This is a genomic window from Virgibacillus xinjiangensis, from assembly GCF_042643145.1.
Taxonomy (GTDB): Bacteria; Bacillota; Bacilli; order Bacillales; family Amphibacillaceae; genus Virgibacillus_O; species Virgibacillus_O xinjiangensis.
Window position 1 is genome coordinate 184,176 of the sequence record NZ_JBHRSA010000004.1, and the last position, 24,919, is coordinate 209,094.

General features: G+C 42.9%; 28 protein-coding genes. 2 read left to right on the forward strand and 26 right to left on the reverse strand.

All coding sequences use genetic code 11. The features are described from left to right. Window positions 1-36 precede the first annotated feature (36 nt). A complete protein-coding gene (locus ACFOGI_RS01935; RefSeq protein ID WP_390267587.1) occupies window positions 37-2,082 on the reverse strand; it encodes a sigma 54-interacting transcriptional regulator in 2,046 nt (681 codons plus the stop codon). A 134-nt stretch (window positions 2,083-2,216) separates the two neighbouring features. Between ACFOGI_RS01935 and ACFOGI_RS01940 the strand changes: the two genes are divergently transcribed. Both ACFOGI_RS01940 and ACFOGI_RS01945 read left to right on the forward strand, forming a co-directional pair. After that, window positions 2,217-2,447, forward strand: a complete 231-nt coding sequence (locus tag ACFOGI_RS01940) for a DUF2627 domain-containing protein (protein WP_390267590.1) — start codon at window positions 2,217-2,219, stop codon at window positions 2,445-2,447. A gap of 96 nt (window positions 2,448-2,543) precedes the next feature. After that, window positions 2,544-3,890 (forward strand): aspartate kinase, encoded by a 1,347-nt coding sequence (locus tag ACFOGI_RS01945; protein ID WP_390267593.1) that lies wholly within the window; start codon window positions 2,544-2,546, stop codon window positions 3,888-3,890. A gap of 79 nt (window positions 3,891-3,969) precedes the next feature. Here the strand turns inward: ACFOGI_RS01945 and spo0A are convergent, their stop codons facing one another. From spo0A to ACFOGI_RS02070, 25 genes are all read right to left on the reverse strand, one after another. Next, window positions 3,970-4,749: a sporulation transcription factor Spo0A gene (spo0A, locus tag ACFOGI_RS01950; protein ID WP_390267596.1), complete on the reverse strand. Its 780-nt coding sequence runs from the start codon at window positions 4,747-4,749 to the stop codon at window positions 3,970-3,972. A gap of 274 nt (window positions 4,750-5,023) precedes the next feature. Then, the gene (gene spoIVB, locus ACFOGI_RS01955; protein ID WP_390267599.1) at window positions 5,024-6,316 is read right to left on the reverse strand and encodes a SpoIVB peptidase; all 1,293 of its coding nucleotides are present in this window, start codon (window positions 6,314-6,316) and stop codon (window positions 5,024-5,026) included. A gap of 179 nt (window positions 6,317-6,495) precedes the next feature. After that, window positions 6,496-8,208 carry a DNA repair protein RecN gene (gene recN / locus ACFOGI_RS01960; RefSeq protein WP_390267602.1) on the reverse strand — a complete coding sequence of 571 codons (1,713 nt, stop codon included), beginning with the start codon at window positions 8,206-8,208 and terminating at the stop codon, window positions 6,496-6,498. A 26-nt stretch (window positions 8,209-8,234) separates the two neighbouring features. Next, window positions 8,235-8,684: a transcriptional regulator AhrC/ArgR gene (ahrC, locus tag ACFOGI_RS01965; protein ID WP_390267605.1), complete on the reverse strand. Its 450-nt coding sequence runs from the start codon at window positions 8,682-8,684 to the stop codon at window positions 8,235-8,237. A gap of 39 nt (window positions 8,685-8,723) precedes the next feature. Next, complete coding sequence (locus tag ACFOGI_RS01970) at window positions 8,724-9,542, reverse strand: TlyA family RNA methyltransferase (protein ID WP_390267608.1); 819 nt, start codon at window positions 9,540-9,542, stop codon at window positions 8,724-8,726. 45 nt (window positions 9,543-9,587) lie between these two features. Then, a complete protein-coding gene (locus tag ACFOGI_RS01975) occupies window positions 9,588-10,172 on the reverse strand; it encodes a hypothetical protein (protein WP_390267611.1) in 585 nt (194 codons plus the stop codon). 675 nt (window positions 10,173-10,847) lie between these two features. Continuing rightward, entirely contained in the window at window positions 10,848-11,732 is an 885-nt protein-coding gene (locus ACFOGI_RS01980) for a polyprenyl synthetase family protein (RefSeq protein ID WP_390267614.1), read from the reverse strand. A 2-nt stretch (window positions 11,733-11,734) separates the two neighbouring features. Beyond that, entirely contained in the window at window positions 11,735-11,968 is a 234-nt protein-coding gene (locus ACFOGI_RS01985) for an exodeoxyribonuclease VII small subunit (RefSeq protein ID WP_390267617.1), read from the reverse strand. Continuing rightward, window positions 11,961-13,310 carry an exodeoxyribonuclease VII large subunit gene (xseA, locus tag ACFOGI_RS01990; RefSeq protein WP_390267620.1) on the reverse strand — a complete coding sequence of 450 codons (1,350 nt, stop codon included), beginning with the start codon at window positions 13,308-13,310 and terminating at the stop codon, window positions 11,961-11,963. Before xseA ends, ACFOGI_RS01985 begins: the two co-directional genes overlap by 8 nt. Continuing rightward, window positions 13,307-14,161 carry a bifunctional methylenetetrahydrofolate dehydrogenase/methenyltetrahydrofolate cyclohydrolase FolD gene (folD, locus tag ACFOGI_RS01995; protein ID WP_390267623.1) on the reverse strand — a complete coding sequence of 285 codons (855 nt, stop codon included), beginning with the start codon at window positions 14,159-14,161 and terminating at the stop codon, window positions 13,307-13,309. Before folD ends, xseA begins: the two co-directional genes overlap by 4 nt. A gap of 16 nt (window positions 14,162-14,177) precedes the next feature. Beyond that, entirely contained in the window at window positions 14,178-14,558 is a 381-nt protein-coding gene (gene nusB, locus ACFOGI_RS02000; protein ID WP_390267626.1) for a transcription antitermination factor NusB, read from the reverse strand. A gap of 142 nt (window positions 14,559-14,700) precedes the next feature. Further along, entirely contained in the window at window positions 14,701-15,099 is a 399-nt protein-coding gene (locus ACFOGI_RS02005; RefSeq protein ID WP_390267629.1) for an Asp23/Gls24 family envelope stress response protein, read from the reverse strand. A gap of 38 nt (window positions 15,100-15,137) precedes the next feature. After that, the gene (gene accC / locus ACFOGI_RS02010; protein ID WP_390267632.1) at window positions 15,138-16,499 is read right to left on the reverse strand and encodes an acetyl-CoA carboxylase biotin carboxylase subunit; all 1,362 of its coding nucleotides are present in this window, start codon (window positions 16,497-16,499) and stop codon (window positions 15,138-15,140) included. Window positions 16,500-16,512: 13 nt separating this feature from the next. Beyond that, on the reverse strand, window positions 16,513-17,025 hold the full coding sequence (gene accB, locus ACFOGI_RS02015) for an acetyl-CoA carboxylase biotin carboxyl carrier protein (protein WP_390267635.1): 513 nt from the start codon (window positions 17,023-17,025) through the stop codon (window positions 16,513-16,515). 247 nt (window positions 17,026-17,272) lie between these two features. After that, entirely contained in the window at window positions 17,273-17,827 is a 555-nt protein-coding gene (locus tag ACFOGI_RS02020) for a SpoIIIAH-like family protein (RefSeq protein ID WP_390267638.1), read from the reverse strand. Window positions 17,828-17,839: 12 nt separating this feature from the next. Next, window positions 17,840-18,481: a stage III sporulation protein AG gene (gene spoIIIAG, locus ACFOGI_RS02025; RefSeq protein ID WP_390267641.1), complete on the reverse strand. Its 642-nt coding sequence runs from the start codon at window positions 18,479-18,481 to the stop codon at window positions 17,840-17,842. Further along, on the reverse strand, window positions 18,478-19,101 hold the full coding sequence (gene spoIIIAF / locus ACFOGI_RS02030) for a stage III sporulation protein AF (RefSeq protein ID WP_390267644.1): 624 nt from the start codon (window positions 19,099-19,101) through the stop codon (window positions 18,478-18,480). The genes spoIIIAG and spoIIIAF overlap by 4 nt, the downstream gene beginning before the upstream one ends. 10 nt (window positions 19,102-19,111) lie before the next feature. Beyond that, window positions 19,112-20,287: a stage III sporulation protein AE gene (gene spoIIIAE / locus ACFOGI_RS02035; protein WP_390267647.1), complete on the reverse strand. Its 1,176-nt coding sequence runs from the start codon at window positions 20,285-20,287 to the stop codon at window positions 19,112-19,114. A 22-nt stretch (window positions 20,288-20,309) separates the two neighbouring features. Further along, the gene (gene spoIIIAD, locus ACFOGI_RS02040) at window positions 20,310-20,702 is read right to left on the reverse strand and encodes a stage III sporulation protein AD (RefSeq protein ID WP_390267650.1); all 393 of its coding nucleotides are present in this window, start codon (window positions 20,700-20,702) and stop codon (window positions 20,310-20,312) included. Beyond that, the gene (spoIIIAC, locus tag ACFOGI_RS02045; protein ID WP_390267653.1) at window positions 20,684-20,914 is read right to left on the reverse strand and encodes a stage III sporulation protein AC; all 231 of its coding nucleotides are present in this window, start codon (window positions 20,912-20,914) and stop codon (window positions 20,684-20,686) included. Before spoIIIAC ends, spoIIIAD begins: the two co-directional genes overlap by 19 nt. An 18-nt stretch (window positions 20,915-20,932) precedes the next feature. Further along, window positions 20,933-21,445 (reverse strand): stage III sporulation protein SpoIIIAB, encoded by a 513-nt coding sequence (gene spoIIIAB / locus ACFOGI_RS02050; protein ID WP_390267656.1) that lies wholly within the window; start codon window positions 21,443-21,445, stop codon window positions 20,933-20,935. Beyond that, a complete protein-coding gene (gene spoIIIAA, locus ACFOGI_RS02055; RefSeq protein ID WP_390267659.1) occupies window positions 21,390-22,370 on the reverse strand; it encodes a stage III sporulation protein AA in 981 nt (326 codons plus the stop codon). Before spoIIIAA ends, spoIIIAB begins: the two co-directional genes overlap by 56 nt. Before the next feature lie 150 nt (window positions 22,371-22,520). After that, entirely contained in the window at window positions 22,521-23,078 is a 558-nt protein-coding gene (gene efp, locus ACFOGI_RS02060; RefSeq protein WP_390267662.1) for an elongation factor P, read from the reverse strand. Window positions 23,079-23,115: 37 nt separating this feature from the next. Further along, window positions 23,116-24,177, reverse strand: coding sequence for a M24 family metallopeptidase (locus ACFOGI_RS02065; protein WP_390267665.1), 1,062 nt, complete (start codon window positions 24,175-24,177; stop codon window positions 23,116-23,118). Window positions 24,178-24,293: 116 nt separating this feature from the next. Continuing rightward, complete coding sequence (locus ACFOGI_RS02070; RefSeq protein ID WP_390267668.1) at window positions 24,294-24,797, reverse strand: YqhR family membrane protein; 504 nt, start codon at window positions 24,795-24,797, stop codon at window positions 24,294-24,296. Between the last annotated feature and the right edge of the window lie 122 nt (window positions 24,798-24,919).

Consider the following 24,919-nt stretch of genomic DNA (forward strand, 5'->3'; position numbering starts at 1 on the left):
CATTTTTTTGCAATAACGCAATTTTTTGCATGCAATTTAATCTAATTTGTACTTTTCTATCTTATAGTACAGATTTCGTATGGACACATTCAACTCTTTGGCTGTCTGCGTTTTATTAAAACCGTTCCTCTTATAAGCTTCCTGAATATATCTGCGCTCAAATGCTTCAGTAGCCTCCTGGAGGGTTCTCGTATCTGTCTGCCCAGACACTGGTGGAGAATATTCTTCGACGCTCCCTCCAAATGATGGAAGGTGTTTTCTTTTGATCATCTCTTCTCCCATATCCATATAAATCATAGCCCGGCCGATCACATTTTCCAATTCCCTGATGTTTCCCGGCCATTGGTACGTCTTTAAATAACCTAAGGCCTCTTGTTCCAAGCCTCTGACACTTCTACCGTAATCTTGATTCAATTTCCGAAGAGAGTGTTCAGCAAGTGCGGGCAAATCGGAAATCCTCTCTCTTAACGCAGGTATGAAAATCGGCAGCCGATTCAGCCGATAATATAAATCCTCGCGAAATGTTTTCGCCATGACAGCCTTTTCCAGGTTGACATTAGTTGCTGCGATCACTCTTACATCAAGGGATACTGGTTCTGTCCCCCCTACCCGCACAATTTCATGTTCCTGCAGAACCCTCAGAAGCTTTGCCTGCATATGAAGGGATAGTTCTCCAATTTCATCCAGGAAGATGCTTCCCATGTTTGCTTCTTCAAAGAGACCTTTCTTCCCTCCGTGCTTCGCCCCTGAAAATGCTCCCTCCTCATAACCAAAGAGTTCACTCTCCAGAATGGATTCAGAAATGGCAGCACAATTTACACGAATGAATTTATTATGCTTCCGATCACTTTCGTTATGGATTGCATGTGCGAAAAGTTCTTTGCCTGTCCCGGACTCTCCCCGCAGCAGGACCGTTGCCGGAGTTTTTGCGCCTACTTTCGCCTGTTCCAGAGCAAGTTTCATTTCCGGGGAATCACCGATAATATCATGGAAAGAATATTTTGCCTCCAAGTTTCTGATGATCTGCCTTGCACGCTGTAATTCTCTTGTCAATGACTGTATTTCTGACACGTCATGAAGTACGCCGACACTTCCCTTTATCTTTCCATCCACAATAATCGGGGCTACATTGACCACCACATCTTTTTTCGACGGACCAAGTTTCATCCGCACTCCTCTTACCGGCCTTCTGGTTTTCAAAACTTTCATGTGCATGCTTTCTCCCTCAGAAATATCAACGGTGGCAGGCTTTCCAATAATATCCGATTCTCTAAGTCCTGTGATCCTCGTGTAAGCAGGATTGATGATCAAACCATTACCATGTTCATCTGCAACACTGATCGCTTCATCAGAAGATTGGATGATTGCTTCCAACATTGTTTTGATTTCTTTAAGGTCGGTATTCTCTTCCGCCAGATTCACCACTTCGGTTATATCCTTAAACACGGAAAAAGCTCCAACCAGCTTCTTTTCGGAATCAACTATAGGTATTCGCGTAGATATAACTTTTTTCCCGTTCTTCAGCATGAGTTTTTGATTGACTTCTTTTCTTTCCGTGCGGAGTACTTGAGGCAAGCGGGAGTTTGGAACTACATCGTCCACTTGTTTTCCTATGAAGTGATCCTTTTTTATTCCGACTATTCTCTCCGCACTTTTATTGATAAATTGCACAATCCCCTTTTGATCGATGACAATCATACCATCACGGATATTGTTCAGGATCCTGTCCTGGTTCCTCATTTGCATTCGTAGCTGTTCAAGCAATGACTCTTTTTCTTCAAAAAGTTCAGAAATGACATAAGCAACCGAACCTGGGATGATGACCGCATCCATCCCTTTCTTCTGTTTCAATTCATCTAATACAGTTTCGTCTCCGGTAGCTTCTACAATAATGTCAGCTTGGTCTATCCATTCAGACCAATCCTGTCCGGTTGGCAAACCATACGCTGCTGCTATTTGAAGGCCAGGCGCCCCCTCTCTTCTATCTACAACTGCAAGTATTTGCATCCGCCTTGTAGCACGAAGAATCTCCAGCAGAGCTGTTCCTCCCTTTCCAGCGCCAACAATAAGAACACGTTTCATAGCACCCCACCTTGCATGAATTTGCATGATTCCATCATACGATAGCCTGCATGTTTTAGCAAATAAAGGTTTGTTTCTATTTGAAGCAATTTTTGTTATACTGATAAAAGTTTATCTAATAAAGAGGGATCATCATGATCAGAATTTTTGCCATCGTCGTTTTGTTAATACCAGGAGTTATCGCAGCACTAGGAATCAAATTGATGAGGGATACCTTATTCGATGAGGTGTACAGCGTATTCATGCACACCATGATCCAATTTGCAGCGGGGTTCCTCCTGTTTATAGCCGGCATTGGGTTTATAGCAGGGTTTGTTGTACATAGGGACCGAAAAAGACAGCAAAAAAAAAAGGATGAGAAGTAAGGGAGGGTTGGTATCATATACCCGGTCTTACTTAACAGTCCTTAGCAGCTGTGTTATGATAAAAAAATAAAAATATTCGACATAGGGGGAAATTCCATGAAAGTCGCTAAATTTGGCGGCAGTTCAGTCGCTAATGCAGTACAATTACAAAAAGTAGCAGAAATCATCCGTTCGGACGCTAATCGAAAATTTGTGGTGGTTTCCGCTCCAGGCAAAAGGTATTCCGGAGATGAGAAAGTGACAGATATCCTCATTCAATTAGGAGAAGCCTATAAGCACGGTGAAGAATACACACACTATATAAACAAGGTTATGGGCCGGTTCAAAGAAATCATTGAAGATCTAGAGCTTTCGGAGAATATCTTGGAAGATATCAGAAGGACAATAGAGAAGGTATTGGAAAAAGATACTTCCATCGAACTTAAATTAGATTCATTAAAAGCCGTAGGAGAAGACAGCTCAGCAAAAATACTTAGCGGCTATCTTGCGTCCCTCGGAGAAAATGCTTCCTACATAAATCCCGAAGAAGCAGGCATCATTGTAAGTAATGAGCCAGGAAACGCACATATATTGGATGAAAGCTTCTCGAAAATCTATTCTTTAAGAGAAAAAGACGGAATTTTTGTCATTCCCGGATTTTTCGGCTACACCACGGAAGGTGAATTGATTACCTTTTCCCGCGGCGGGTCTGACATCACAGGTGCTATCGTAGCAGCTGGGGTACAGGCGGAGCTCTATGAGAACTTTACCGACGTAGATTCTGTATATACGGTTAACCCTACACTCGTGGACAATCCAAAAGAAATAACTACTTTGACATATCGGGAAATGAGAGAGCTTTCCTATGCAGGTTTCTCCGTATTCCATGACGAAGCCTTGATTCCTGCGTTTGAAAAAGGTATTCCTGTATGCATCAAAAACACAAATAATCCGCATGCACCGGGGACTAATATCGTGGCTGAAAAGAAGGAAAGTGATAAATGCGTGGTTGGGATTGCGAGCGATACCGGCTTTTGCAGCATCTATATAAGCAAATTCCTCATGAACAGGGAAGTTGGTTTTGGTCGGAAACTCTTCCAGATTCTTGAAGATGAAGAAGTTTCTTTTGAACATGCTCCATCCGGTATTGATGATATGTCCATCATTATCCGTGAAAGCTTATTGACACCTGAAAAGGAAAAAAGGGTGTTGGATCGGATGAAAAATGAACTGAAGCCGGAAAAGATAGACATTCATCGGGACCTTGCAATGATCATGGTTGTAGGGGAAGGGCTAGTAAGTACGATTGGTATTGCTCAACGGGCAACGACTGCCATCTCCTCAGCTAATGTTAATATAGAAATGATCAACCAAGGCTCTTCAGAGGTGTCCATGATGTTTGGCATCGAATCAGAAGGGCTGCAGCGCGGCCTGCAATCATTATACACTGCCTTTTTTGAATAAATAGTTGGCAAATGACCAAAAAATATTACTGTATACAGCTAGGATGCCGTGTACAGTAATATTTTTTGCTTTTCTTCCATCAGCTTGCCCTGTGTTCCAGCCGCAATCTGTCAGCTACCATTGCAATAAATTCCGAATTGGTCGGTTTTGCTTTGGAAACACTTACCGTATAGCCAAATAACGCTGAAATGGAATCAATGTTGCCCCTGCTCCAGGCTACTTCAATAGCATGACGAATCGCTCTTTCCACACGGGAAGCTGTAGTATTAAATTTCTTGGCGATATCCGGGTACAATACTTTGGTAACGGACCCAAGCAACTCAATGTCATTGTAAACCATGGTAATCGCCTCACGTAGATACATATAACCTTTGATATGTGCAGGCACGCCGATTTCATGGATGATATTCGTAATGCTCGCTTCGATATCTTTGCCCTGCCTTTCCTTTCTGACTAAATTCCTCGAGTTGGAAGGTATGGCAGTATTCCCTTCAATTTGACGGATTTGGTCGGCAAGATTATCCAAATCGAACGGTTTTAGTACAAAATAGGAGGCCCCAAGTGCAACTGCTTTTTTCATTACTTCTTCTTGTCCAAAGGCAGTGAGCATGATAACCTGTGGGGTCTTTTTCCTATCTGACGACCTTAAGGTATTCAAGACTGCCAGCCCATCAATATGGGGCATAATGATATCCAGGATTACTACGTCAGGCTGCAAGTCATCAAGCATATTCAAACAGTCCCTGCCGTTATACGCAGTACCGATTACATCAATATCCGGTTGCTCCTCAAAATAATCTTCCATCAGCTGTACCAGTTCTTTATTGTCATCCACAAGACATACAGAAATTTTTTCCACCAAAAAAGTCCTCCCTTATCTAATACTGTCTTTTATCCATAGTATATATTCAACAAAAGTTTTAAATATCCTTCATATTCTGGAAAAACATTGGGATTTTTTAAAATATCTTGGTATTTCTCTGTATATCGAAGAAAATCGGTATGTTTTGCTATTTTGAATGTCTTTTTGTCGAATATTATTTCTAAAAGTAGTATAGCATAATTTTCCAACTAAATGTTAAAAAATTTGAAAAAGACTTGCATTGGAATTCAATCCAATAGCAAGTCTCCGATTAACTAGCCTTCTCTTTCTCCTGCTGATTGTATAGTTCCACCCCAGCTTCTTGGAGCATCCATTCAATATGCACTCCATATCCGGAAGTGGGATCATTGACAAATACATGCGTTACTGCTCCAATTATTTTACCATTCTGTATAATTGGGCTCCCACTCATTCCTTGGACAATGCCACCTGTTTTATCCAATAATTCTTCGTCTGTTATCTGTATGACCATTCCTTTAGTAGCTGGAAACTTTTGAGGTACACTGCTAACTACTTCTACGTCAAATTCCTCTACTTCTTCCCCCTCCAGCACGGTTAGAATTTTTGCGGGACCTTCTTCCACTTCATGGGAAAGAGCTACCGGCATCGGCTCCTCATAACTTCCATTGTCGATCGGATCGTTCAGCTCGCCGAAGATACCGAACGGGCTGTTCTTTGTGATGCTTCCGATTTGATTTTCTTTCAGGGAAAATTTGGCCTGCTTTTCACCAGGCGTTCCATTATTCCCTTTTTCAATTGATGTTACAGAAGAGCGGACAATTGTTCCATCATTAATTTCAATCGGTTTTTTGGTGTCCATATCGGAAATGACATGTCCCAAGGCTCCATAATTATGGGATTTAGGATCGTAAAATGTCATCGTTCCAATTCCTGCAGCCGAATCCCTTATATAAACACCTATTTTATATTCATCTTCTTTATTGTCCTTGACTGGTTCGAGGGTGGTTTCGACGGTTTCTTTCCCTCTTTTTAAGGTTATTTCCAATTTCTCCTCGTTCTTACCTGCTTCTTCAACAAGTGGTTTTACATTTTCCATGGATTCAATTGGTTCATCATTTATCTCTACAATCATATCCCCCACTTTAATATCAGCCTCTTCTCCTGGAGATACGGTTCCTTCAGTGCTATTAACTAAGTGATGTCCAACTACCAGAACACCGAGGGTGTTCAACTGAACACCGATGGACTGGCCACCAGGTATGACTTCCACATCATTCAGGACAGAAACATTGACCTTTTTAACAGGAAAACCAGCTACTTCATAAAAAAGTTCGCTGTCCCCGGGCTCCTTTGCGTAAAATGCAGAACTGTCTATTGCCTGTATGCTGTCATCATTTGTACTGACAGCAGCACTATCTCCTAATTCAGGTAATTCAACGGGAGTTTGACTTTCAAAGGTGACAATATTTGTGGGAATTGCAATATATTTTTGAATAGGGGTAATGAAGGGAATTGCCAATAATGCTAACAAAATAAGCATACCGGAACACATTCGCCATCTATTTTTTTTATTCCAGTCCATTGATTCACACTCCTCGTATTCCTACCCCATACCACCATTTTTAATTTCTGTACTCCTAATTTGACCTTTTGGCAGGTATTTTAAACTGGTGAAACATAAGAAAGATGTTTATCTTTTCCAGTCAATTATCGCGGAATTCAAGTATAACAATAGCCGGGGAAACGTTCCCCGGCCGGAATTCATACGGTATGTGATTTAAATGAGGAAGCAAGCTCTAACAGCTCTTTTGCATGTTCTTTGGCGGTTTCCGTCAATTTCGTACCTGTAATCATCCTGCTCAGTTCTTCTACCTGCTGTTCGGACGACAGTTCTGATACCAACGTGGATGTACGGTTTTTTTCTTGCCTTTTTTCGATGAATTTGTGTGTATCCGCCATTGCAGCAACCTGAGGCAGATGGGTAATACACAGAACTTGGGAATCCTTGGAGACTTGGACAATCTTTTCCGCTATGGCTTGGGCAACACGTCCGCTCACACCTGTATCGACCTCATCAAATATAACACTGGTTACCCCTTGATGTTTAGCAAAAATTTTTTTCAGGATCAGCATAATTCTCGACATCTCCCCTCCCGAAGCAACTTTATTCAGTGCTTTCTGTGGTTCTCCAGGGTTAGTCGAAATCATGAATCGAATCTGGTCAAATCCATTTGTGTGCAGTAACTTCGCCTTGTCTTCACCTGCTGGTTCTTCTGCAAAGGAAATGGAGAACGTCGCTTTTTCCAAATACAAGCTCTTCAATTCTTTATGAACTTCTTCTACAAGGGAGTCGGAAGCATGTTTACGTATATCATGCAATTGTTTGGCTTCCAGGTAGGCATCTTGAGCGATCTCTTGGATCTGGTTGGCTAAATTGCTCAAATGGGAATCCTTATTCGTGATCTCTTCCATTTCTTCTTCTATTTGTGCATAATATTCCAGGATTTCGTTGACAGTCGGGCCGTACTTTTTCTTTAGCCTGTTTATTTCATCCAGTCTTGCTTCTATTTCATTCAACCGGGAAGGATCATACTCCAGACTATCAATATGATTGCGAATTTGATAAGTCAGCTCTTCCAAAATGTAGTAGTTGCTGCTGATCTCGTCAGCCTTTTCCGATATAAAGGGATCGTAATCCTTCGCATCCTGTATGGCCATCTGGGCCTGATTCAGCCAATCCAACCCTCTATGCTCTCCATATAGGGCTGTATAGGTATCCTGAAGACTCTGGTAAATACGCTCATAGTTGGCAAGGGTCGCTCGCTCTTCTTCTAGCTCTTTATCCTCATCAGGTGCAAGATTTGCCTGCTCCAATTCTTTTTGCTGAAACTCAAGGAGGTCCAATCGGTGAGCCATTTCTTGTTCATTGTCATTTAGTTGCCTATATTTCTTTCTTAACATGCTCAATTTCTCATAAAGATATGTATATTCTTGTTTTGCCTTGGCAATCTTTTTCGGTTCGTAAAGATCCAGCAGATTGATATGATTCTCCGGGTCCATCAAAGACTGGGTTTCATGCTGACTGTGTATGTCGATAAGTGTCTTGCCAAATTCTTTGAGGATCGCCAGCGTTACGAGCTTACTATTTACCCGACAAATACTTTTCCCATTTGCTGTGATAACCCGTTGCAGTACAATCTGTCCATCCTGGATTTCTACACCGTATTGTTCACTTTTTTCGTATATGGGATGGTCATTTGCCTCTATAGTGAACAATCCTTCAATTTCAGCCTTCTTCGCGCCATGCCTGACAAACTCGACGGAGCCCCGGCCTCCGGCAAGCAATTGAACAGCATCAATGATGATTGATTTACCTGCACCCGTTTCACCAGTTAGAACAGTCAATCCTTCGTTGAACGTCATGGACACCTGATCAATGATGGCAAAGTCGCGTATGGACAGCTCTGTTAGCATTGTTATTCACCTCTACCCTAAAAGACTTACAACATCTCCAGAAAGCGTTCTTTGATCTTGACGCTGTCTTCTTCGCTTTTACAGATGATGAGACAGGTGTCATCCCCGCAAATGGTGCCCATTATTTCATCCCAGTCAAGATTATCAACAAGTACACCAATCGCATGGGCATTACCTGGGAGTGTATTGAGCACAATAAAGTGACTTGCATGATCGATTTTCACAAACGCATCCATGATAAGTCTTTTGAGTTTCTCTAATGGATTGAAACGCTGATCTGCAGGAAGGCTATATTTGTAATCACCGTTTTTCGAAGGAACCTTGACAAGGTGTAGTTCTTTAATGTCCCTAGATACAGTCGCCTGGGTGACATTATATCCAAGCCCCTTCAACAGATCCACGAGTTCATCTTGTGTCTCGATCTCTCTTTCGGTAATCAATTCTCTTATCTTGATATGACGCTGAACCTTACTCATCATTTCCACCTCCTTTTCTCTTGGAATTCTTTATTATTCTTATCCTGCACGTAAGGCCTCATGAGCTTCATCCACTACAGTAGTTATTAGCGTTTCAGACATTTTTTGTCTTTCTTCCTCTTTTTCCCAACCAAGATGTCCCAGAAATTCGATATTTCCATCTCCGCCTGTGATGGGAGAGTGAGTGAGACCATGAACCTGGAAACCTTGCTGTTCGGCAAATCCAAGTATCTCTTCTACTACCCGCTGATGAACAGTCCTATCACGTATAATTCCCTTTTCTCCGACTTCCTCACGGCGGGCTTCAAATTGTGGTTTTATCAGTACGATCACATCACTATTGGCTTCCAGGAGTTCTCTCAAGACAGGAAGCATTTTCTTGACAGATATGAATGAAACGTCGATTGTTGCCATGTTTGGCTTGCCGTATCCCAACATTTCCTGGGTAACATACCGAAAGTTCGTCCGTTCCATCACGATAACTCGATCGTCGTTTCTCAGCCTCCAGTCAAGCTGATTGTATCCAACATCAATGGCGTAACAAAGGCGCGCACCATTTTGAAGGGCACAATCTGTAAAACCTCCTGTTGAGGAACCAATATCCATCATTGTTTTCCCCGATACAGACAGATTAAACACATGTAAAGCCTTTTCAAGCTTAAGACCACCACGTCCCACGTACGGTATATCCTTTCCTTTTACCGACAACGGAATCGAATCATTTACTTTCATTCCGGGTTTATCCATCCGTTCCTGTTGGGAAAAAACATTTCCTGCCATGATTACCCGCTTGGCCTTATCTGTTGTCTCAACTAATTCCCGCTCCACTAATAGTTCGTCCAATCGTTTTTTAACCATTTCACTAAATCCCTTTTTTCGCCCATATGCGGACGTTTATTTCTCTTACTTCCTCTTATTGTTGGATAGGATGTTGATTTTTAAATGATCCTCCATCCATGCAGCAATTCTGCCTACCATAAAAATGATGTTGGTCGAAGAATGTATTGCCAATGTTTTACCCACAGCTTTCCCTCCAACCGTAAGCGCCGCCACCAAGCTTGTCAGTATAGTGGATAAAACCAGTTGTAAAGCTGAACCTTCTCCGTCCCCGAATATCCTGGCAATCTGCAGGACAACAATAGCGGAAGCGGTTCCGCTGACAATCCCAGATATATCTCCAATCACATCGTTGCAAAAGCTGGCAAACCTATCTGCATTTCGCGTGATCATCACCGCTTGTTTAGCACCACTCACTTTTTCTGCAGCCATTGCGTGGAATGGCTTTTCATCGGCAGCAGTAGCTGCAATACCAAGCATATCGAAAAACACACCAATCAATACAATAATCAATACGATCACCAACCCGACAATCCAAATGACGTCATTCAAGAGGGATGATGAAACGACTGAAAAAATAGCCGCTAACACAAATGTGATAACGGCAATGGTAAAACTGAATTTCAAAGATTTTTTTAATTTGTTGTTCATGGTCAACCCCGATTATTCATTATGTAAGTAAGGAATGGTCACCCAAAAGGTTAAAACTGCGGCTTAGGTCCAGTAGGTTTTCCCAGATGGATACCCTATGTTGCCATGCAGGCGGTTCCCCTTTAAACCCATCTGAACTCCGTCTCCGGTAGTTCGACTGGATTACCACTTAGTCCACACTATAATCCCTTTTGGATGTCATCGAACAGTCTAGGAGATTTCCTCAGCAGCCTCTGCCTGCTCCCTAGCCTCTTTTGCAGTGCTGATTTCATAGGAAAGAAAATCGCAGGGCAGTGGCCACCAGACCTGCAATTTAAGGACCTAATCCCCTCAACACCACTCAAGGCAGGCTACGCTGCAAATAAGGTATCCCTTTCCTTATTATGCAGGTTCATACCCCATTCCATCATGGTTGCTAGGCTTAGAAACCACGACAGAGATGGGCCTCCGCGGTAATCGGGTCAACGCCCACATGCCTTTGCGGATCGCCCGAAAACCTTAACTCCCAGCACAGACCCAAGGCTGGGCGCCTCAAGCCTGCACAAGGAACTTCATCGATGTGCCCTTTAGCGGATTTTTAGGCCCGCCTTCAGGAGAGGAAGACTGACTAGAATACTGCACCATCCCTTGATTAATTACATTATATCATAATTTATCACTTGTCGCTACAAACTGCTAATGATCCCTTTCACTGAAAAAGTCAGCCAATGATTCCAGTAAAGTACCATTTGCACCCGCCGATTCCAAGGCTGCCTTTGCTTGTTGTACATACCTGTATTTCTTATCGATTGCTCCATCCAATCCTAAAAGCTTCGGATAGGTACTTTTCTCATTATTTTGGTCGCTGCCAACCGCTTTGCCTATTTTATCCTCCTCGCCTGTAACATCAAGAATGTCATCCTGTACTTGGAAGATCAAACCAAGATAATAGGCGAACTGTTGGATATGTCCGAGTTGTTTTTCATTTGCATTAGCAAGGTATGCACCAGCATATACTGCAAATTTCAATAACTCACCGGTCTTCATGTCATGGATGGTTTCCAGTTCTTCCAAGGTCACAGGGTTTTTCTCAGCCTGCATATCCTGGATTTGTCCCCCGACCATACCAGCAGGACCGGCAGCATGCGATAATGCCTTAGTCAATGATAATTTTTCTTCACCGTTCAACTGGGGATCATTCAGTATGATTTCAAAACTGTAAGTAAGGAGGGCATCACCGGCTAATATCGCTGTTGCCTCGTCAAACACTTTATGATTGGTCGGCTTTCCTCTTCTCAAGTCGTCATCATCCATTGCAGGCAAGTCATCATGGATCAATGAATAGGTATGTACCATTTCGAGTCCTGCCGCAGCGGAAAGTGCTTTATCTCCTTCACCGCCATATGCCTTGTAGCTTGCCAAGAGGAGGATCGGACGCAATCTTTTCCCACCTGCTTCCAATGAATAAAGCATGGAGTCCTTTAACCGCCGAGGAACTTCCAAAGTGTTCAGATAACGCTTCAATTCCACTTCCACCAACTGCTTTTTTTCTTCAATAAAGCTGCTCAAGGTTTTGTCCAACGTTATTCTTCCTCCTGCAGATCAAACGGTTCAAGTTCTCCTTGTTCGTTCATGATCTTCGTCATCTTGTCCTGCACATTTTTCAGCTTGTCACTGCATAATTTACTCAGGGTCATTCCTTCCTGATAATAGTTAATCGCTTTTTCTAAAGGTACGTCACCCTGCTCCAATTTCCCGACGATTTCTTCCAATTTCTCCATTGCTTCTTCAAAGGAAATTTCCTTCTCTTCACTCACGGTTAGCCTCCTCCACATCCAATACTTCACAAGTCAGGTTTCCGTCCTTGATGGTCACATGAATGATGTCTTTTACCATCACTTGCTTCCTGGTTTTTATAATCTCACCTTCCGCGTTATAGGGCAGCGCAAATCCTCTTTTCATCGTTTCTAGAGGATTCAGTAATGTCAATTTCTCTACAGCTTGGTTCCACTGGTTGTACTTGCGTTCTATTTTCTCTTTCATCAGCCGACTCTGTTGCTCCTTTAAAAACACGAGCCTGGTTCCAGCTTGTTCTAGTTGTTTTTTGGGATGCTGCATTGCTAGGCGTCTGTTGAGATTCATATACTCGAGCCGCTTTCGGTCCACTGTACTGACTACTGCTTTACTCAGCCCTTCCAGCTGTTTATCCAATTCTTGCTCCCTTTGTTTCAAAAGCATCTCAGGATAGCGGAAGGCATACGATTGCTTGATGCGGTTTAGATACCGCTCAGCCTCTTGTACAAGTCCTCCTAATTCTCTTGAAAGTCCGTTTCTTAATTGGTCGACCCTCTCCAGTAGATCCTGTCTTGAAGGTACTGCAAGCTCCGCGGCTCCTGTTGGGGTAGGTGCACGTAAATCAGCGACAAAATCGGAGATAGTCGTGTCTGTTTCATGGCCAACTGCAGATATGATAGGGATTTGTGATGCAAAGATTGCCTTGGCAACCGACTCCTCATTGAAACTCCATAGTTCTTCAATCGACCCTCCACCACGACCGACTATCAGCACATCAAAGTTCCCTCGTTCATTGGCAAATTCAATAGCCCGCCTGATAGAAGAAGCCGCATTCTCTCCTTGTACAAGAACTGGAATCACTGTTTTTTCGACAATTGGATATCTCCTATCAAGAGTGGTAATGATATCCCTGACAGCAGCGCCGGTTGGAGAGGTGATTATACCGATATGAACAGGGTATTGAGGAATAGGCTTCTTATGAGCCTCCTCAAACACACCCTCCCTGTATAACTTATCTTTCAACTGTTCGAATGCAAGATACAATGCCCCTATACCGTCCGGCTCCATCTGCTGAATATATAATTGGTACTGTCCATAGGGTTCAAACACACTTACTTCTCCCTTGACCAGTACCTTCATGCCATTTTCGGGTTTAAACTTCAGGTATCGGTTACTGCCTGCAAACATAACCGCTTGTATCCTGGCGTTATCATCTTTAATCGTTAAATACATATGGCCTCTGCTATGATGCTTGAAATTTGATATTTCACCCTTAAGCCATACATTCCTTAAATGGCGGTCTGTTTCGAATTTACGTTTAATATATTTCGTCAGGGCAGAAACCGTAAGAAAGTCGCTTTTCACTTTCCGGACAATCCTCTTGCTGCTTTGATGGTATTTTTAAGCAGCATGGTAATGGTCATCGGACCGACTCCCCGTGGGACGGGTGTGATGTAGGAGGCAGTCTCTTTGGCACGGTCGAAATTCACATCACCGGTTAGTGAACCGTCATCCAGACGGTTGATGCCTACGTCTACTATGACAGCACCTTCTTTAATATATGTCTCATCGATCATCTCAGTTCTACCGAGGGCCACTATAAGAATATCAGCCTGTTTCGTAAATGACTTTAAATCGGTTGTTCTTGAGTGACAATATGTAACGGTGGCATTTTCATTAAGCAGCAGCTGTCCTACTGGTTTACCGACAATATTACTGCGGCCTAATACGACTGCATGTTTTCCGGCTATCTCTATGTTTTTTGATTTCAGCATAGTAATGATACCGTATGGCGTGCATGGAAGAAAGGTATCTTCTCCTGTCATCATACGCCCGATATTCACCGGGTGGAATCCATCCACATCTTTGGAAGGATCGATGGATACAATGACATTTTCTTCCCTAATATGATCAGGAAGGGGAAGCTGCACTAGAATACCATGGACGGAAGGATCATTGTTTAGTTCCTCTATGGTTTGCAACAGTTTCTCTTCCGAGGTCGATGCAGGGAGTTCAATCAGATCTGAACTAATGCCGACCTCATCGGAGGCTTTCTGTTTCCCTCTCACATAAGATTTAGAGGCTGGGTTATCCCCGACAATAATAACGGTTAAATGAGGGGTCAACCCCTTGTCTTTCAATAGTTTTACATCTTCCTTCATTTCCTGTTTCAGAGCATATGACAATTCTTTTCCGTTGATCACTTCAGCTGACACTGTACCATTCCCCTTTTTAAGCTATAATTTTGGATAAAACCCCATTAATGAATTTTCCAGACTTTTCATCCCCAAACCTATTTCCCAATTCTACCGCCTCATTGATGGAGACAGTGGAAGGAATATCATCCAGGTAGTTGATTTCATACACGGCAATGCGCAGGATGGTTTTCTCGACGGATGCAATCCGATCAAACGACCAATTCTCCAGTTTATCAGTGATCATACCGTCCAACTCTTCCTTTCTTTGGCGGACACCTTCAACCAAATTACGAAGAAACGGTTCATTCCCTTCGGCTACAAGCATCTCTTCCATTTCAGCCTGTGATTCATTTTCATGGAGATCCATTTGAAATAGGATCTGGAGGGCCTTTTCCCTTGCTGTGTGTCGGTTCATATCCATAACTCCTCTATATACTTATCTGCAGTTCATCATATCATGATTAGGGTAGCAACGCTAGAGTGATCCGACAAGCCATTTTGCACCAGTATAAACGAAATAGGAAAGAGCCAAAAGAGTTATCTCTTGGCCCCTTCTTCTACCCGCCTATTTCTTCCGTTTCTGCTGCATGTTCCATCTGCATTCCGACAACATGGACATTGATTTCTTTAATCTCCAATGCTGTCATATTTTTGATGGTTTGCCGGATGACCGATTGTATATTCTGAGCAACTTGCGGTATAGAAACACCATAATTTAATATAACAAACAGATCGATAAGTATACCGGTATCTGTCAGTTCTACTTTCACACCTTTCGTATGGGTGGTTCTGCCGAACTTCTCTGCCACGCCAGAAGCGAAATTGCCCCTCATAGCATATAATCCATCCACTTCAGTGGCCGCTAGACCCGCAATGACCTCGATTACTTCCGGAGCTATCTCTACAGTACCCAAGCTCATGTCTTCACTGACATTAAGCAATGGTTGTTCACTCATATAATCACTCCTCTTATCTGTTTAATGAAAGTTCGGCTCTACTGATCTTTCTTTTCCACTATTGGATGTTCTTCCAAAAAGTTCGTATTAAAGTCGCCTTTTTCAAACACTTCATGATCCATGATCTGACGGTGAAACGGTATGGTGGTGTGAACGCCTTCTACAACGAATTCATCCAATGAACGCTTCATTCTTTTGATCGCTTCTTCTCGTGTAGGAGCGTATGTAATCAATTTTGCGATCATGGAATCATAATAAGGCGGTATACGGTATCCTGGATATGCTGCAGAATCCACTCTGACGCCAAGACCGCCAGGAGGCAGATACATTTCTATATCGCCGGCAGAGGGCATGAAGTTCTTGAATGGATTTTCTGCGTTGATTCGACATTCAATCGCCCATCCGTCAAACGTTATATCTTCCTGGCCGAACGAGAGTGCTTCATGGTCGGCAATCTTGATCTGTTCTTTGATCAAGTCCACACCCGTAACCATTTCTGTAACAGGATGTTCCACTTGGATTCTTGTATTCATTTCCATAAAGTAGAAGTTCTGGCTTTTCCTGTCAAAAATATACTCAATGGTTCCCGCACCTTCGTATCCTACTGCTTTGGCTGCCTTTACAGAAGCAGCTCCCATCTTCTCTCGGATCTCCGGTGTAAGAGCTGGTGACGGTGTTTCCTCAATTAGCTTCTGGAGACGTCGTTGTATACTGCAGTCCCTTTCACCAAGGTGCACCACATTCCCATGTTTATCAGCTAAAACTTGTATTTCGACGTGGCGGAAGTCTTCAATGAATTTCTCTATATAGACTCCAGGATTTCCAAAGGCTGTCTCCGCCTCCTTCTGAGTGACTCTGATGCCGCTGATCAAGTCTTCCTTGGTGCGAGCAACACGTATCCCTTTACCACCGCCGCCAGCAGTTGCTTTAATGATCACAGGATAACCGATTTTTTCTGCAATTTCTATTGCTTCCTCTTCTCCGTCCACAATTCCATCAGACCCAGGCACAATAGGTACGTTGGCATTTTTCATTGTTTCCCTGGCTACGTCTTTTATGCCCATTTTTTGGATGGCTTCTGGTGTCGGCCCAACAAATGAGATATTACAAGCTTTGCAAATTTCCGCAAAGTCTGCGTTCTCGGCGAGGAATCCGTAACCGGGATGTATGGCATCTACGTCTGTCAAAGTCGCTGCACTCATGATGTTCGTAAAATTTAGATAGCTGTCTTTACTCAAGGTCGGTCCTATACAATAGGCTTCATCGGCCAATTTTACATGTAATGCTTCTTTATCAGCTTCTGAATATACAGCCACTGTCTCGATCCCGAGTTCTTTACACGCTCTTATAATACGGACAGCTATTTCTCCCCTGTTGGCAACTAACAATTTTTTTATCACACGATCCATCCCCTTACTGCTTCTTTACTCTGAATAGCGGCTGTCCATACTCGACCAATTCTCCATCATCCGCAAGTATCTCTACAATTTCTCCGCTTACTTCAGCCTCAATCTCATTGAATAGTTTCATCGCTTCTACGATACAGACCACTGTATCATCCGAAACATTGCTTCCTTTGGAAACATATGGATCACTTTCCGGGGTTGGTTTTGCATAGAAAGTACCGACCATAGGGGAAACAACCTCATAATCATAATCTGCTTCCTTTTCTTTAGCAGGTTCGTTCTGTTCCTGCCGAGGAGCATGTTTTTCTTCCTGCTGTGGGTGCTCTACTGCATTGGAACCTCCCTGAGCAGGCTGCTGAACGGCTGGTGCCGTCTCTGCTTGACTAACGGCGGCAGGCCCCTCACTATGTGTCGATTTTTTTAATGAAACGGTAGCCCCCTCTGTTTCATAGCTGAATTCCGTAATAGATGATTTGTCAATTAGTTTAATGATTTCCCGTATCTCTTGAACTTTTAACATTCCTGCACTCCTTTATTAGATATTAGCATGAGGTATCAATAACTCTTTTTAATATTTTACGACATAATAGTTCCAAACATCAAGCAAGTCATAGCATTGCTTGATCATCAAGACTCTGAAATATGTGTACATTTCTGTTTATACCACCAATTGTCTGTGAAGAAGCGACCTTTCAAGTAATCACTCAAGAAAACTCCAGACACAAATGTCACCGGACAGATAAGCACCCGTCCGGTGACATTTGCCACTATTTACTGTCTGTCGGCTGGTAATTCACATCTACTGTCACATCTCCGAATTCATCTCTTACCATCTGCATGATATTGACCACTTCCGATTTGGATAATTCATCCACCTTCACATGAACATGTACCACGTCTTCCTCCGAACGGACCAATACATCTTCATAGGCAGCTCCAGCTAAAATGGACTCTTCTATGATTGTCTCCTTTGTTGATGCTTCATCGATTCCGTCAATAGCTTCCAATGCCTCGTCTTTCTCTTCAGCGGTTGCGTTGCTGGAAGCAACAATTTCATTTAGCCGTTCCTTCTCCATACTTCTATTGTCCTGCAGTTCCATTCTTAATGACGTAAATAATTCATCATTCCCGAGATTCGTAATATCTCCAACCTCTGCCTCTCCAGCTGTCTCTTGGTTTTCATCACCCACGGCCTCGCCAGCCGTATTTTCCCCCGTGTCAATATAAGCTAAATCCTCTGTATCGGCTGTCATATAATAAACACTTAATACAATCATCAGACTAAGCATAGTCAATAGCCATACGGTTTGTTTCTTCAACATAATCATTCCTCCTTATTTCTTCGGCATGACGGATACCCTGTGGGATGGCACATCAAGAACCCGTGATACCGCTTCTACTATCCACTTTTTGACTGATGCATGATCAGCACCCTTGGCTACCACAAAAACCCCTCGTACTTCCGGTTTCTCTGTTTGAGTTAACAAGGGAACTTCTTTATCTCCTTGACGTACAAGTACTACCTGTGATTCTTCTGTGGTATCTTCCACCTTTCTGGTCCCACCGTTTTTGTCATTTTCATCTGTAGTTTGTTGCCCCTTGATCAGATTCTTTTCATACACATTTATATTGGTGGAGTCTAAGTTCACCATCACTTCAGCCTCAGATACACCCTGAATTTTATTAAGCATTCCTTCCATTTCCTGTTTGAAGCTCTGTTCCAGCTCGTCTACATCCGCAGTTACCGGCACATCATCTGAAGGGGGACTTTCCAATTGATCCTGCTCCAACTGCATCTCCTCTGGCGGCCCATTAGCAGACCCATTTTCTTCAGGGGTAGAGAATATATTGCCAATAATGAGAAACATCAAGCCGGCTAATGCAAGGATGACAATATAACCGGTTTTTTTCGATGCCCCGCCTGTCCCACCGCCTTTTCCATCTGACTGAAATAATGCCAACAGTTTTTTTATCAAGTCGTCCCTCCTTCCCATATGACGGTGATTTCCTTATCGTAAATCTCCCAGACCTCCCGCAGCAGGAGTTTTACTTCTTCATGCTCATTCTGTTCTTCGTCGGCTGATTCCTGTTCTTCTGTATCGATGACAATTTCCTCAACAACATTCACTGCCCCCTCCCCTTCTCCATGATCTTGCAGATAGACAATGACCTCCTCCAGGCTTTCGAAGCTGTAATCCTCACCCTGGGAGAACGTAAAGGTGATATCGTTGATCTCCGCCTGGTGCTTCTCCATTAATGGATCTCTTGCTAGATCTTTCAACTGGACAGCCATTTGTTCTAAAATATATGCATCCTGGGAGGCTTGTATTTCATTTTTTTGCATTTCTATCAAATTTTTCATGGAATCCTCCTTTCCTGCACCTGCCTCCATTTGTGAAAAGGCAGCGTCGATCTGCTGCTCGATATCCACGTCAAATATATAAAAAATAGGCTGGAGTATTAATAAAATCAAGATGAGACCAATCGTTAATTTTATATATTTCTTCATAGTAGTTGCAGGTATCAGCAAATCAATGACAGCTGCCAGCAAAAGAAATAGAATAATCTGGGTTACCCATTGGAAGAGAATATCCATTCAAACCACCCTATCTGAGCAGCAGAGTAATGTTACTTGCTGCAACTATGATTACTATGGCCAGTAAGAACATGAATGACACGGCAAGTACACAAGCAAGAATGAGGACAATATAGTTACTGATCGTGTTTAGACTGGAAATCACCGGCCCATCTCCAATTGGCTGCAGTACTGCAGCAGCAAGTTTATAGATGAGGGCAATGGCGAATATCTTGATGATTGGAAAGAGTACTAGAAAGAGGATGATCAGTACGCCGACTATCCCTACCGCATTTTTCAAGAGCAGTGTTGCACTCAATATGGTATCTGCAGCATCAGTGAATGTTCTTCCTACAACAGGAATGAAGTTACCTGTAATGAATTTGGTTGTCTTCATCGCTACTCCATCTTGTATAGCACTTGCTGTCCCCTGTACAGACATGACGCCCAGGAATATTGTCAGGAAAACCCCCAATGTCCCCATCGCTACATTTCTGAAAAAGTTCGCAAGATGTGTCACTTTATATTCTTCATTTATACTGCTTACAATCAATAGGAGGGCGGATAATGACAACAATGGCAGAATGAAATTTGAAATAAGCAGGCCGCTTGCATGAATGAGGAAGACGATCACAGGATGAAAAAATGAGACGGCCATAATATTTCCGAACGTGGCCATCAGTCCAAGCACAAGAGGCAATAAGGCAATCATGAAGTTTGTCATCGAATCAATGGTATCTCTCGCGTAGGAAAGAGCTAGATAAAAGCTGTTCAAAGTAATGAACAAGAGTACGATATAGACCACAAAATACGCTATTCTGCTGACAGCAGATTTTTCAAAAGCATGGTGCATCGTTTGTAGGACACTTGAAAATAGCGTCAACATTATAAGCATGCCAAGAAGTCTTCCATTTTGAATAAGCTCATGAAACAAAAATTCAATAAATCCTTGGAGTGTATCTTTTACAGTTATGGAGTCCTGATCCTTGATGAATTCATATACTGATGTCTTTTCCAATTCCGGAAGATATCCTCCATAGTCATCCACTAGTCCGTTCCAATATTCTTGCACCTCATCCAGGGAGATCTCATCCATTAGAGCGTCCTCAACCTCTTGTGTATCCGGCTCAGCAAAGACAGGGGCTTGTCCAACAAGAAGAAATAGTACAGTGAAAAATACGATACAATGTCTTTTTTTAATGACCATCCACTATACTTCCTCCTTTGTTTCAAGCGGCAGGCAGGAAGGTCAAGATCGCTTCAATCAGTGCTGTGATAATCGGCACAGCCAGCACCAGAATGAAGATCTTCCCCACCAATTCAATCTTTGATGATACGGAACCCAGTCCCGCGTCTTTAGTAATACCAGCCCCAAGTTCTGCAATATAAGCGATTCCGATTATTTTCAGAATAGTTTCCACATACATTCCTTCAATATTCGCCTTTTTGCCCAATGTTTCTATTAATTTAAAAATAGTAGCAATATGCTGTACCACCACTAAAAAAATAATAATGCCTGTGACAAGGATGATCAGGAAAGCAAGGGATGAATTCATATCTTTCACAATAATATACAAAATGCTCGCAATAACACCCAGTAGCACTATCTGCAGAATATCCATGCAATCGACCCTTGGAAGAGAAATACGGTCCTGATTTGTTGGAACAAATCGGAAAGGCCGTTAACCACGATGACAAGAACAATTATGAAGCCAAGCAATGTAGCAAATTGTGCTATCTCTTCTTTCCCCATTTGTTTTAGAATGGTGTGTATCAAAGCCACGATAATCCCTATCCCCGCGATTTGAAATAACAGGTTTGCATCTGTAAGCACAGCTATACTCCTTTCCAGCTATAAAAGCAGCAATACAATAAACAATCCTCCCAGTAATCCCAAACTTTTGGCCATTTTACTGTACCTCCATTGGAGATCCCTTGCTTCTTCCATTTCTCGCTGCAAGTGACTACTTGTTAATTGAATGTGTTTCTGCTGTTGTTGGAAATCATGCTGGCCAAGGGTTCTGCCGAATTGAAGAAGTATTTCTTCTTCATTGCTCCCAAGACAGGAATCACGGATCAACCCTGCTACATGCTTCTCCCATACATGGATAAATTCGCTCATTTCTCCTTGCATATCCTGGCTCAAACCTTCAAAAAAACCGCTCACAGGTGCAGGGACCTGTCGGGAAATACTGAAAAATGCTTCTTGCAGAGATAACTGACTGTACAACATCTCCGCTTCCAGGATCTGTAATGCATTCTTCAGTTGCCTGATATGCTTGGGCCTCCCGCTTAAACGATTACTCCATTCAATGCCTACCCAGGTAGTAGCCGTTATGAAAAGAAGTGCGCCAATCCATTTCATTTCTTTTCCCCCCAAGCCGCCTTTGGAGAAGGCCTTCCCCGTTTTCGTCATAGATATTTTTTATCCGACCGGGAATTTTCTGCCTTTCCAATACAACAACGCGCTGAAATGCCCGCTGCACAAACAGTTCACTAACAGATGGCCTGCTTTTCAATTCTTCGAGACTACTTCCATGCATCGTACTTATAACGGTGACACCTGCATGTATAGCTTCCTTGAGCGCCTCTACGTCTTGCTGGGTACCGATCTCGTCCACGACAATGATTTCCGGTGACATTGACCGGATCATCATCATCATTCCTTCTGCTTTTGGACAGGCATCCATCACGTCCGTGCGCATTCCGAGATTATGCTGGGGAACCCCGTTAATGGAACCGCCAATTTCAGATCGTTCATCAATCACCGCAACTTTTTGGGGTGCGGCGTCCCCCCAGCCATCAGCGATTTGTCTGGTCAAATCTCTGATAATCGTTGTTTTTCCAGTTTGGGGAGGACCGATAAACAGCGTACTGTAATAGCGGGAGCCGTTCAGGAGATATGGTACGATTTGAGAAGCTGCACCAATTTTCTCTTTAGCAAGACGGATATTAAGAAAAGTGATGTGTTTCAAAGCTTGGACCGCTCCGTTGATTGTGTTTACTTTGCCAGCCAGTCCTACACGATGCCCTCCTTCAATGGTGACATATCCCTTTTGAAGTTCATCGTCCATCCGATACAAGGAGAACTCGCTTAATTGGTTGATGATATATATGATATCTTCCTTGGTGGGCACGCGGTCCACCCATTTAATTTCCATGTCGAAAATCAGTTCTATCGGCTGTTGGTGCCGAATTCGAATTTCCTGCAAGATATCCCTCTGTTCATGTATGCCCCTTTCGATTGCTTGTCTCATTTCAGGCGGAAACAGCCGTAATATCTCCCTCATTTTCCACCCTCCATTTCTGCCATTATCTTTATAATTATATGTATGACAAAGCCGGACTAATATGACTAACAGTGCATTGGAGCCTTAGCGTTATGGTTATAAATGAGCATAAAAAAACCAGCCCTCTATCAGAGGACTGGTTCCTTTTTTCTAAGCACGGGAAATATATTTTCCATCGGAAGTATTGATGAGTAGTACGTCACCTTTGTTGATGAAGAACGGCACCTGTACTGTATGTCCAGTTTCCAGTGTTGCCGGCTTGGTCCCTCCACTGGCTGTGTCGCCTTTGATTCCAGGCTCTGTCTCCGTCACTTCAAGTTCCACGTTTTTCGGCAGATCCACTCCCAACACCTCACCTTCATAGGTGATGACATTCACTTCCATATTTTCCTTCATGAATTTCAGGTCATTTTCAATTTGTTTGGTAGTCAGTTCAATTTGATCATAGGTGTTTGTATCCATAAAAGCATGAGAATCACCAGAAGCATACAAGTATTGCATTTTCCTGTTTTCAATATGGGCACGATTGACCTTTTCACCTGCACGGAATGTCTTCTCTTGGATATTGCCATTACGCAGATTACGCAGCTTCGAGCGAACAAATGCCGCACCTTTTCCTGGCTTTACATGCTGGAAATCAATAACCTGCCAGATGGAATTGTCCACCTCTATTGTCAATCCTGTTTTAAAGTCATTTACTGAAATCATTCGATTATCCTCCCTATACCCTAAAAGTTCCGTTCAATTATAATGTTATAAGTTCTTTTGATGCATGGGTAAGCCGTTCCATTCCTGTGTCGGTAATCACAATATCGTCTTCTATCCTGCATCCCCCTACACCTGGAACATAGATGCCTGGTTCCACTGTGACCACCATGCCGGCTTCAAGTCTTCGTTCAGACCGCATGGACAGTGCAGGCCCTTCGTGTACTTCCATACCAAGCCCATGGCCAGTAGAATGGCCAAAGTAGTCGCCATAGCCATTTTCCTTGATATAATCCCTTGTCAGTGCATCTGCTTCTTTACACGTTACACCAGGCTTTATGCCATCCAGTCCTCGTTGTTGCGCGTTAAGAACAGTATTATAGATTGCCATAAGCTGATCGCTAACTTCACCTACTGCAAGTGTTCTTGTTATGTCCGAGCAATAACCCTGATAAAAGGCTCCGTAATCCAATGTAATTAATTCTCCCGATTGTATTTCTTTTTCCGACGCCACTCCATGTGGCAGAGCAGAGCGCTTACCGGAAGCAACAATGATATCAAAACTGGAGGACACAGCCCCTTGCTTGCGCATGAAAAATTCCAGCTCATTGGAAACTTCAATCTCTTTGACACCGGGTTTTATATACCGCTGGATATGTTCGAATGCCTCATCGGCAATCCTAGCTGCTTGTTTCATGATCTCTAACTCACGATTATCCTTGACAAGTCTGATTTCCTCGATCAGTCCGCCCACAGGTACTAACTCCGCTTCAAAAACCTGCTTATAGATCTCATACTGGCTGAACGTTACGTGATTTTTCTCAAAGCCTATCCTCGATACCGCCATGTCTTTTAATTGATCCCTGATTTCTTTCTCGATCGGCTGTTTATGCTCAATGACTTGGAAACCTTCTGCCTGTTCTTGAGCCTGTTCTATATACCGGAAATCTGTCAGGAAACGAGCGGAATTCCGACCAATGATTACAGCCCCTGCAGTACCAGTGAAACCGGTAATATACTGTCTGTTTACAGGGCTGGTAACTAATAGTGCATCTAAGTTATTTGCTTCCAAAGCTTCTCTGAGTTTTGCAAGCTTCCCCATATTTTCATCCCTTTCTGTTCCCTAAAGTGACCTTCTGTCGTATCCTGCAGCTGTAAACAGTTTATCATAAACCATAGGCTTTGAATAACGATAAGAGCAGTCGAGAAGCATACCACCTAATCACTTTTCTTCAATTGTGTCTCGTGATAATCGTAGGAAATGGAATAGCCGATGAATGTGCCATATAATATATAGAGGCAAAGCGATGAAATAATTGTCTCCAAGCTCAGCTCATTGGCTGGTGGAATGTTTTCAAAGATAGGTGTGGCGATATAATTGATGACCACCCACAAAATAATTCCATAAGCAGCTCCAGCCCATAGGGAGTTCACTTTTTTAAGCAGCATGTAGTAGACAAGAGCAACAACAATGGAAAGAAGGCCGACAAGCAGAATTGACAAGGCTTCCCCAAGCCAAGTGTCCGTCCACCCTGACCTGTTCCACGACCTTAGCAGATAATGCTTGGAAGAGAGTTCTGTAAAGTTGAAATAATACATGATGAAACCAATAAAACTCCAAAAAATGCCACCGATAAATCCGGTAAGCAGGGATCTGGGCAAAAGCCCCATTGGCTCCTCCATTTTATTCTGTTCCAGCTTCTCTTTTTTGTTTTTTTGCATACGATCCACCTCCACTCCTATTATGGCCAATAGAGCTTCAAGCTATCAGTGCTTTCCTCCTCCACCCATAAAAATAAAAGCTGGTGATGCCATGATTTTTCTGGTAAATTATAGGTAAGCAT

Bases quoted from the DNA above. Each gene is read 5' to 3' on its own strand.
- efp (WP_390267662.1), bottom strand. From the start codon at position 23,078: ATGATTTCAGTAAATGACTTTAAAACAGGATTGACAATAGAGGTGGAC.
- ACFOGI_RS01970 (WP_390267608.1), bottom strand. From the start codon at position 9,542: ATGGTTAAAAAACGATTGGACGAACTATTAGTGGAGCGGGAATTAGTT.
- ACFOGI_RS01935 (WP_390267587.1), bottom strand. From the start codon at position 2,082: ATGAAACGTGTTCTTATTGTTGGCGCTGGAAAGGGAGGAACAGCTCTG.
- ACFOGI_RS02020 (WP_390267638.1), bottom strand. From the start codon at position 17,827: ATGTTGAAGAAACAAACCGTATGGCTATTGACTATGCTTAGTCTGATG.
- ACFOGI_RS02070 (WP_390267668.1), bottom strand. From the start codon at position 24,797: ATGCAAAAAAACAAAAAAGAGAAGCTGGAACAGAATAAAATGGAGGAG.
- accB (WP_390267635.1), bottom strand. From the start codon at position 17,025: ATGTTAAAAGTTCAAGAGATACGGGAAATCATTAAACTAATTGACAAA.
- ACFOGI_RS01945 (WP_390267593.1), top strand. From the start codon at position 2,544: ATGAAAGTCGCTAAATTTGGCGGCAGTTCAGTCGCTAATGCAGTACAA.
- spoIIIAD (WP_390267650.1), bottom strand. From the start codon at position 20,702: ATGGATATTCTGCAGATAGTGCTACTGGGTGTTATTGCGAGCATTTTG.
- spoIIIAE (WP_390267647.1), bottom strand. From the start codon at position 20,287: ATGGTCATTAAAAAAAGACATTGTATCGTATTTTTCACTGTACTATTT.
- ACFOGI_RS02065 (WP_390267665.1), bottom strand. From the start codon at position 24,177: ATGGGGAAGCTTGCAAAACTCAGAGAAGCTTTGGAAGCAAATAACTTA.
- spoIIIAB (WP_390267656.1), bottom strand. From the start codon at position 21,445: ATGAAATGGATTGGCGCACTTCTTTTCATAACGGCTACTACCTGGGTA.
- spoIVB (WP_390267599.1), bottom strand. From the start codon at position 6,316: ATGGACTGGAATAAAAAAAATAGATGGCGAATGTGTTCCGGTATGCTT.
- spoIIIAF (WP_390267644.1), bottom strand. From the start codon at position 19,101: ATGGATATTCTCTTCCAATGGGTAACCCAGATTATTCTATTTCTTTTG.
- ACFOGI_RS02005 (WP_390267629.1), bottom strand. From the start codon at position 15,099: ATGAGTGAACAACCATTGCTTAATGTCAGTGAAGACATGAGCTTGGGT.
- ahrC (WP_390267605.1), bottom strand. From the start codon at position 8,684: ATGAGTAAGGTTCAGCGTCATATCAAGATAAGAGAATTGATTACCGAA.
- spoIIIAA (WP_390267659.1), bottom strand. From the start codon at position 22,370: ATGAGGGAGATATTACGGCTGTTTCCGCCTGAAATGAGACAAGCAATC.
- nusB (WP_390267626.1), bottom strand. From the start codon at position 14,558: ATGAACCGACACACAGCAAGGGAAAAGGCCCTCCAGATCCTATTTCAA.
- recN (WP_390267602.1), bottom strand. From the start codon at position 8,208: ATGCTAACAGAGCTGTCCATACGCGACTTTGCCATCATTGATCAGGTG.
- ACFOGI_RS01975 (WP_390267611.1), bottom strand. From the start codon at position 10,172: ATGAACAACAAATTAAAAAAATCTTTGAAATTCAGTTTTACCATTGCC.
- ACFOGI_RS01940 (WP_390267590.1), top strand. From the start codon at position 2,217: ATGATCAGAATTTTTGCCATCGTCGTTTTGTTAATACCAGGAGTTATC.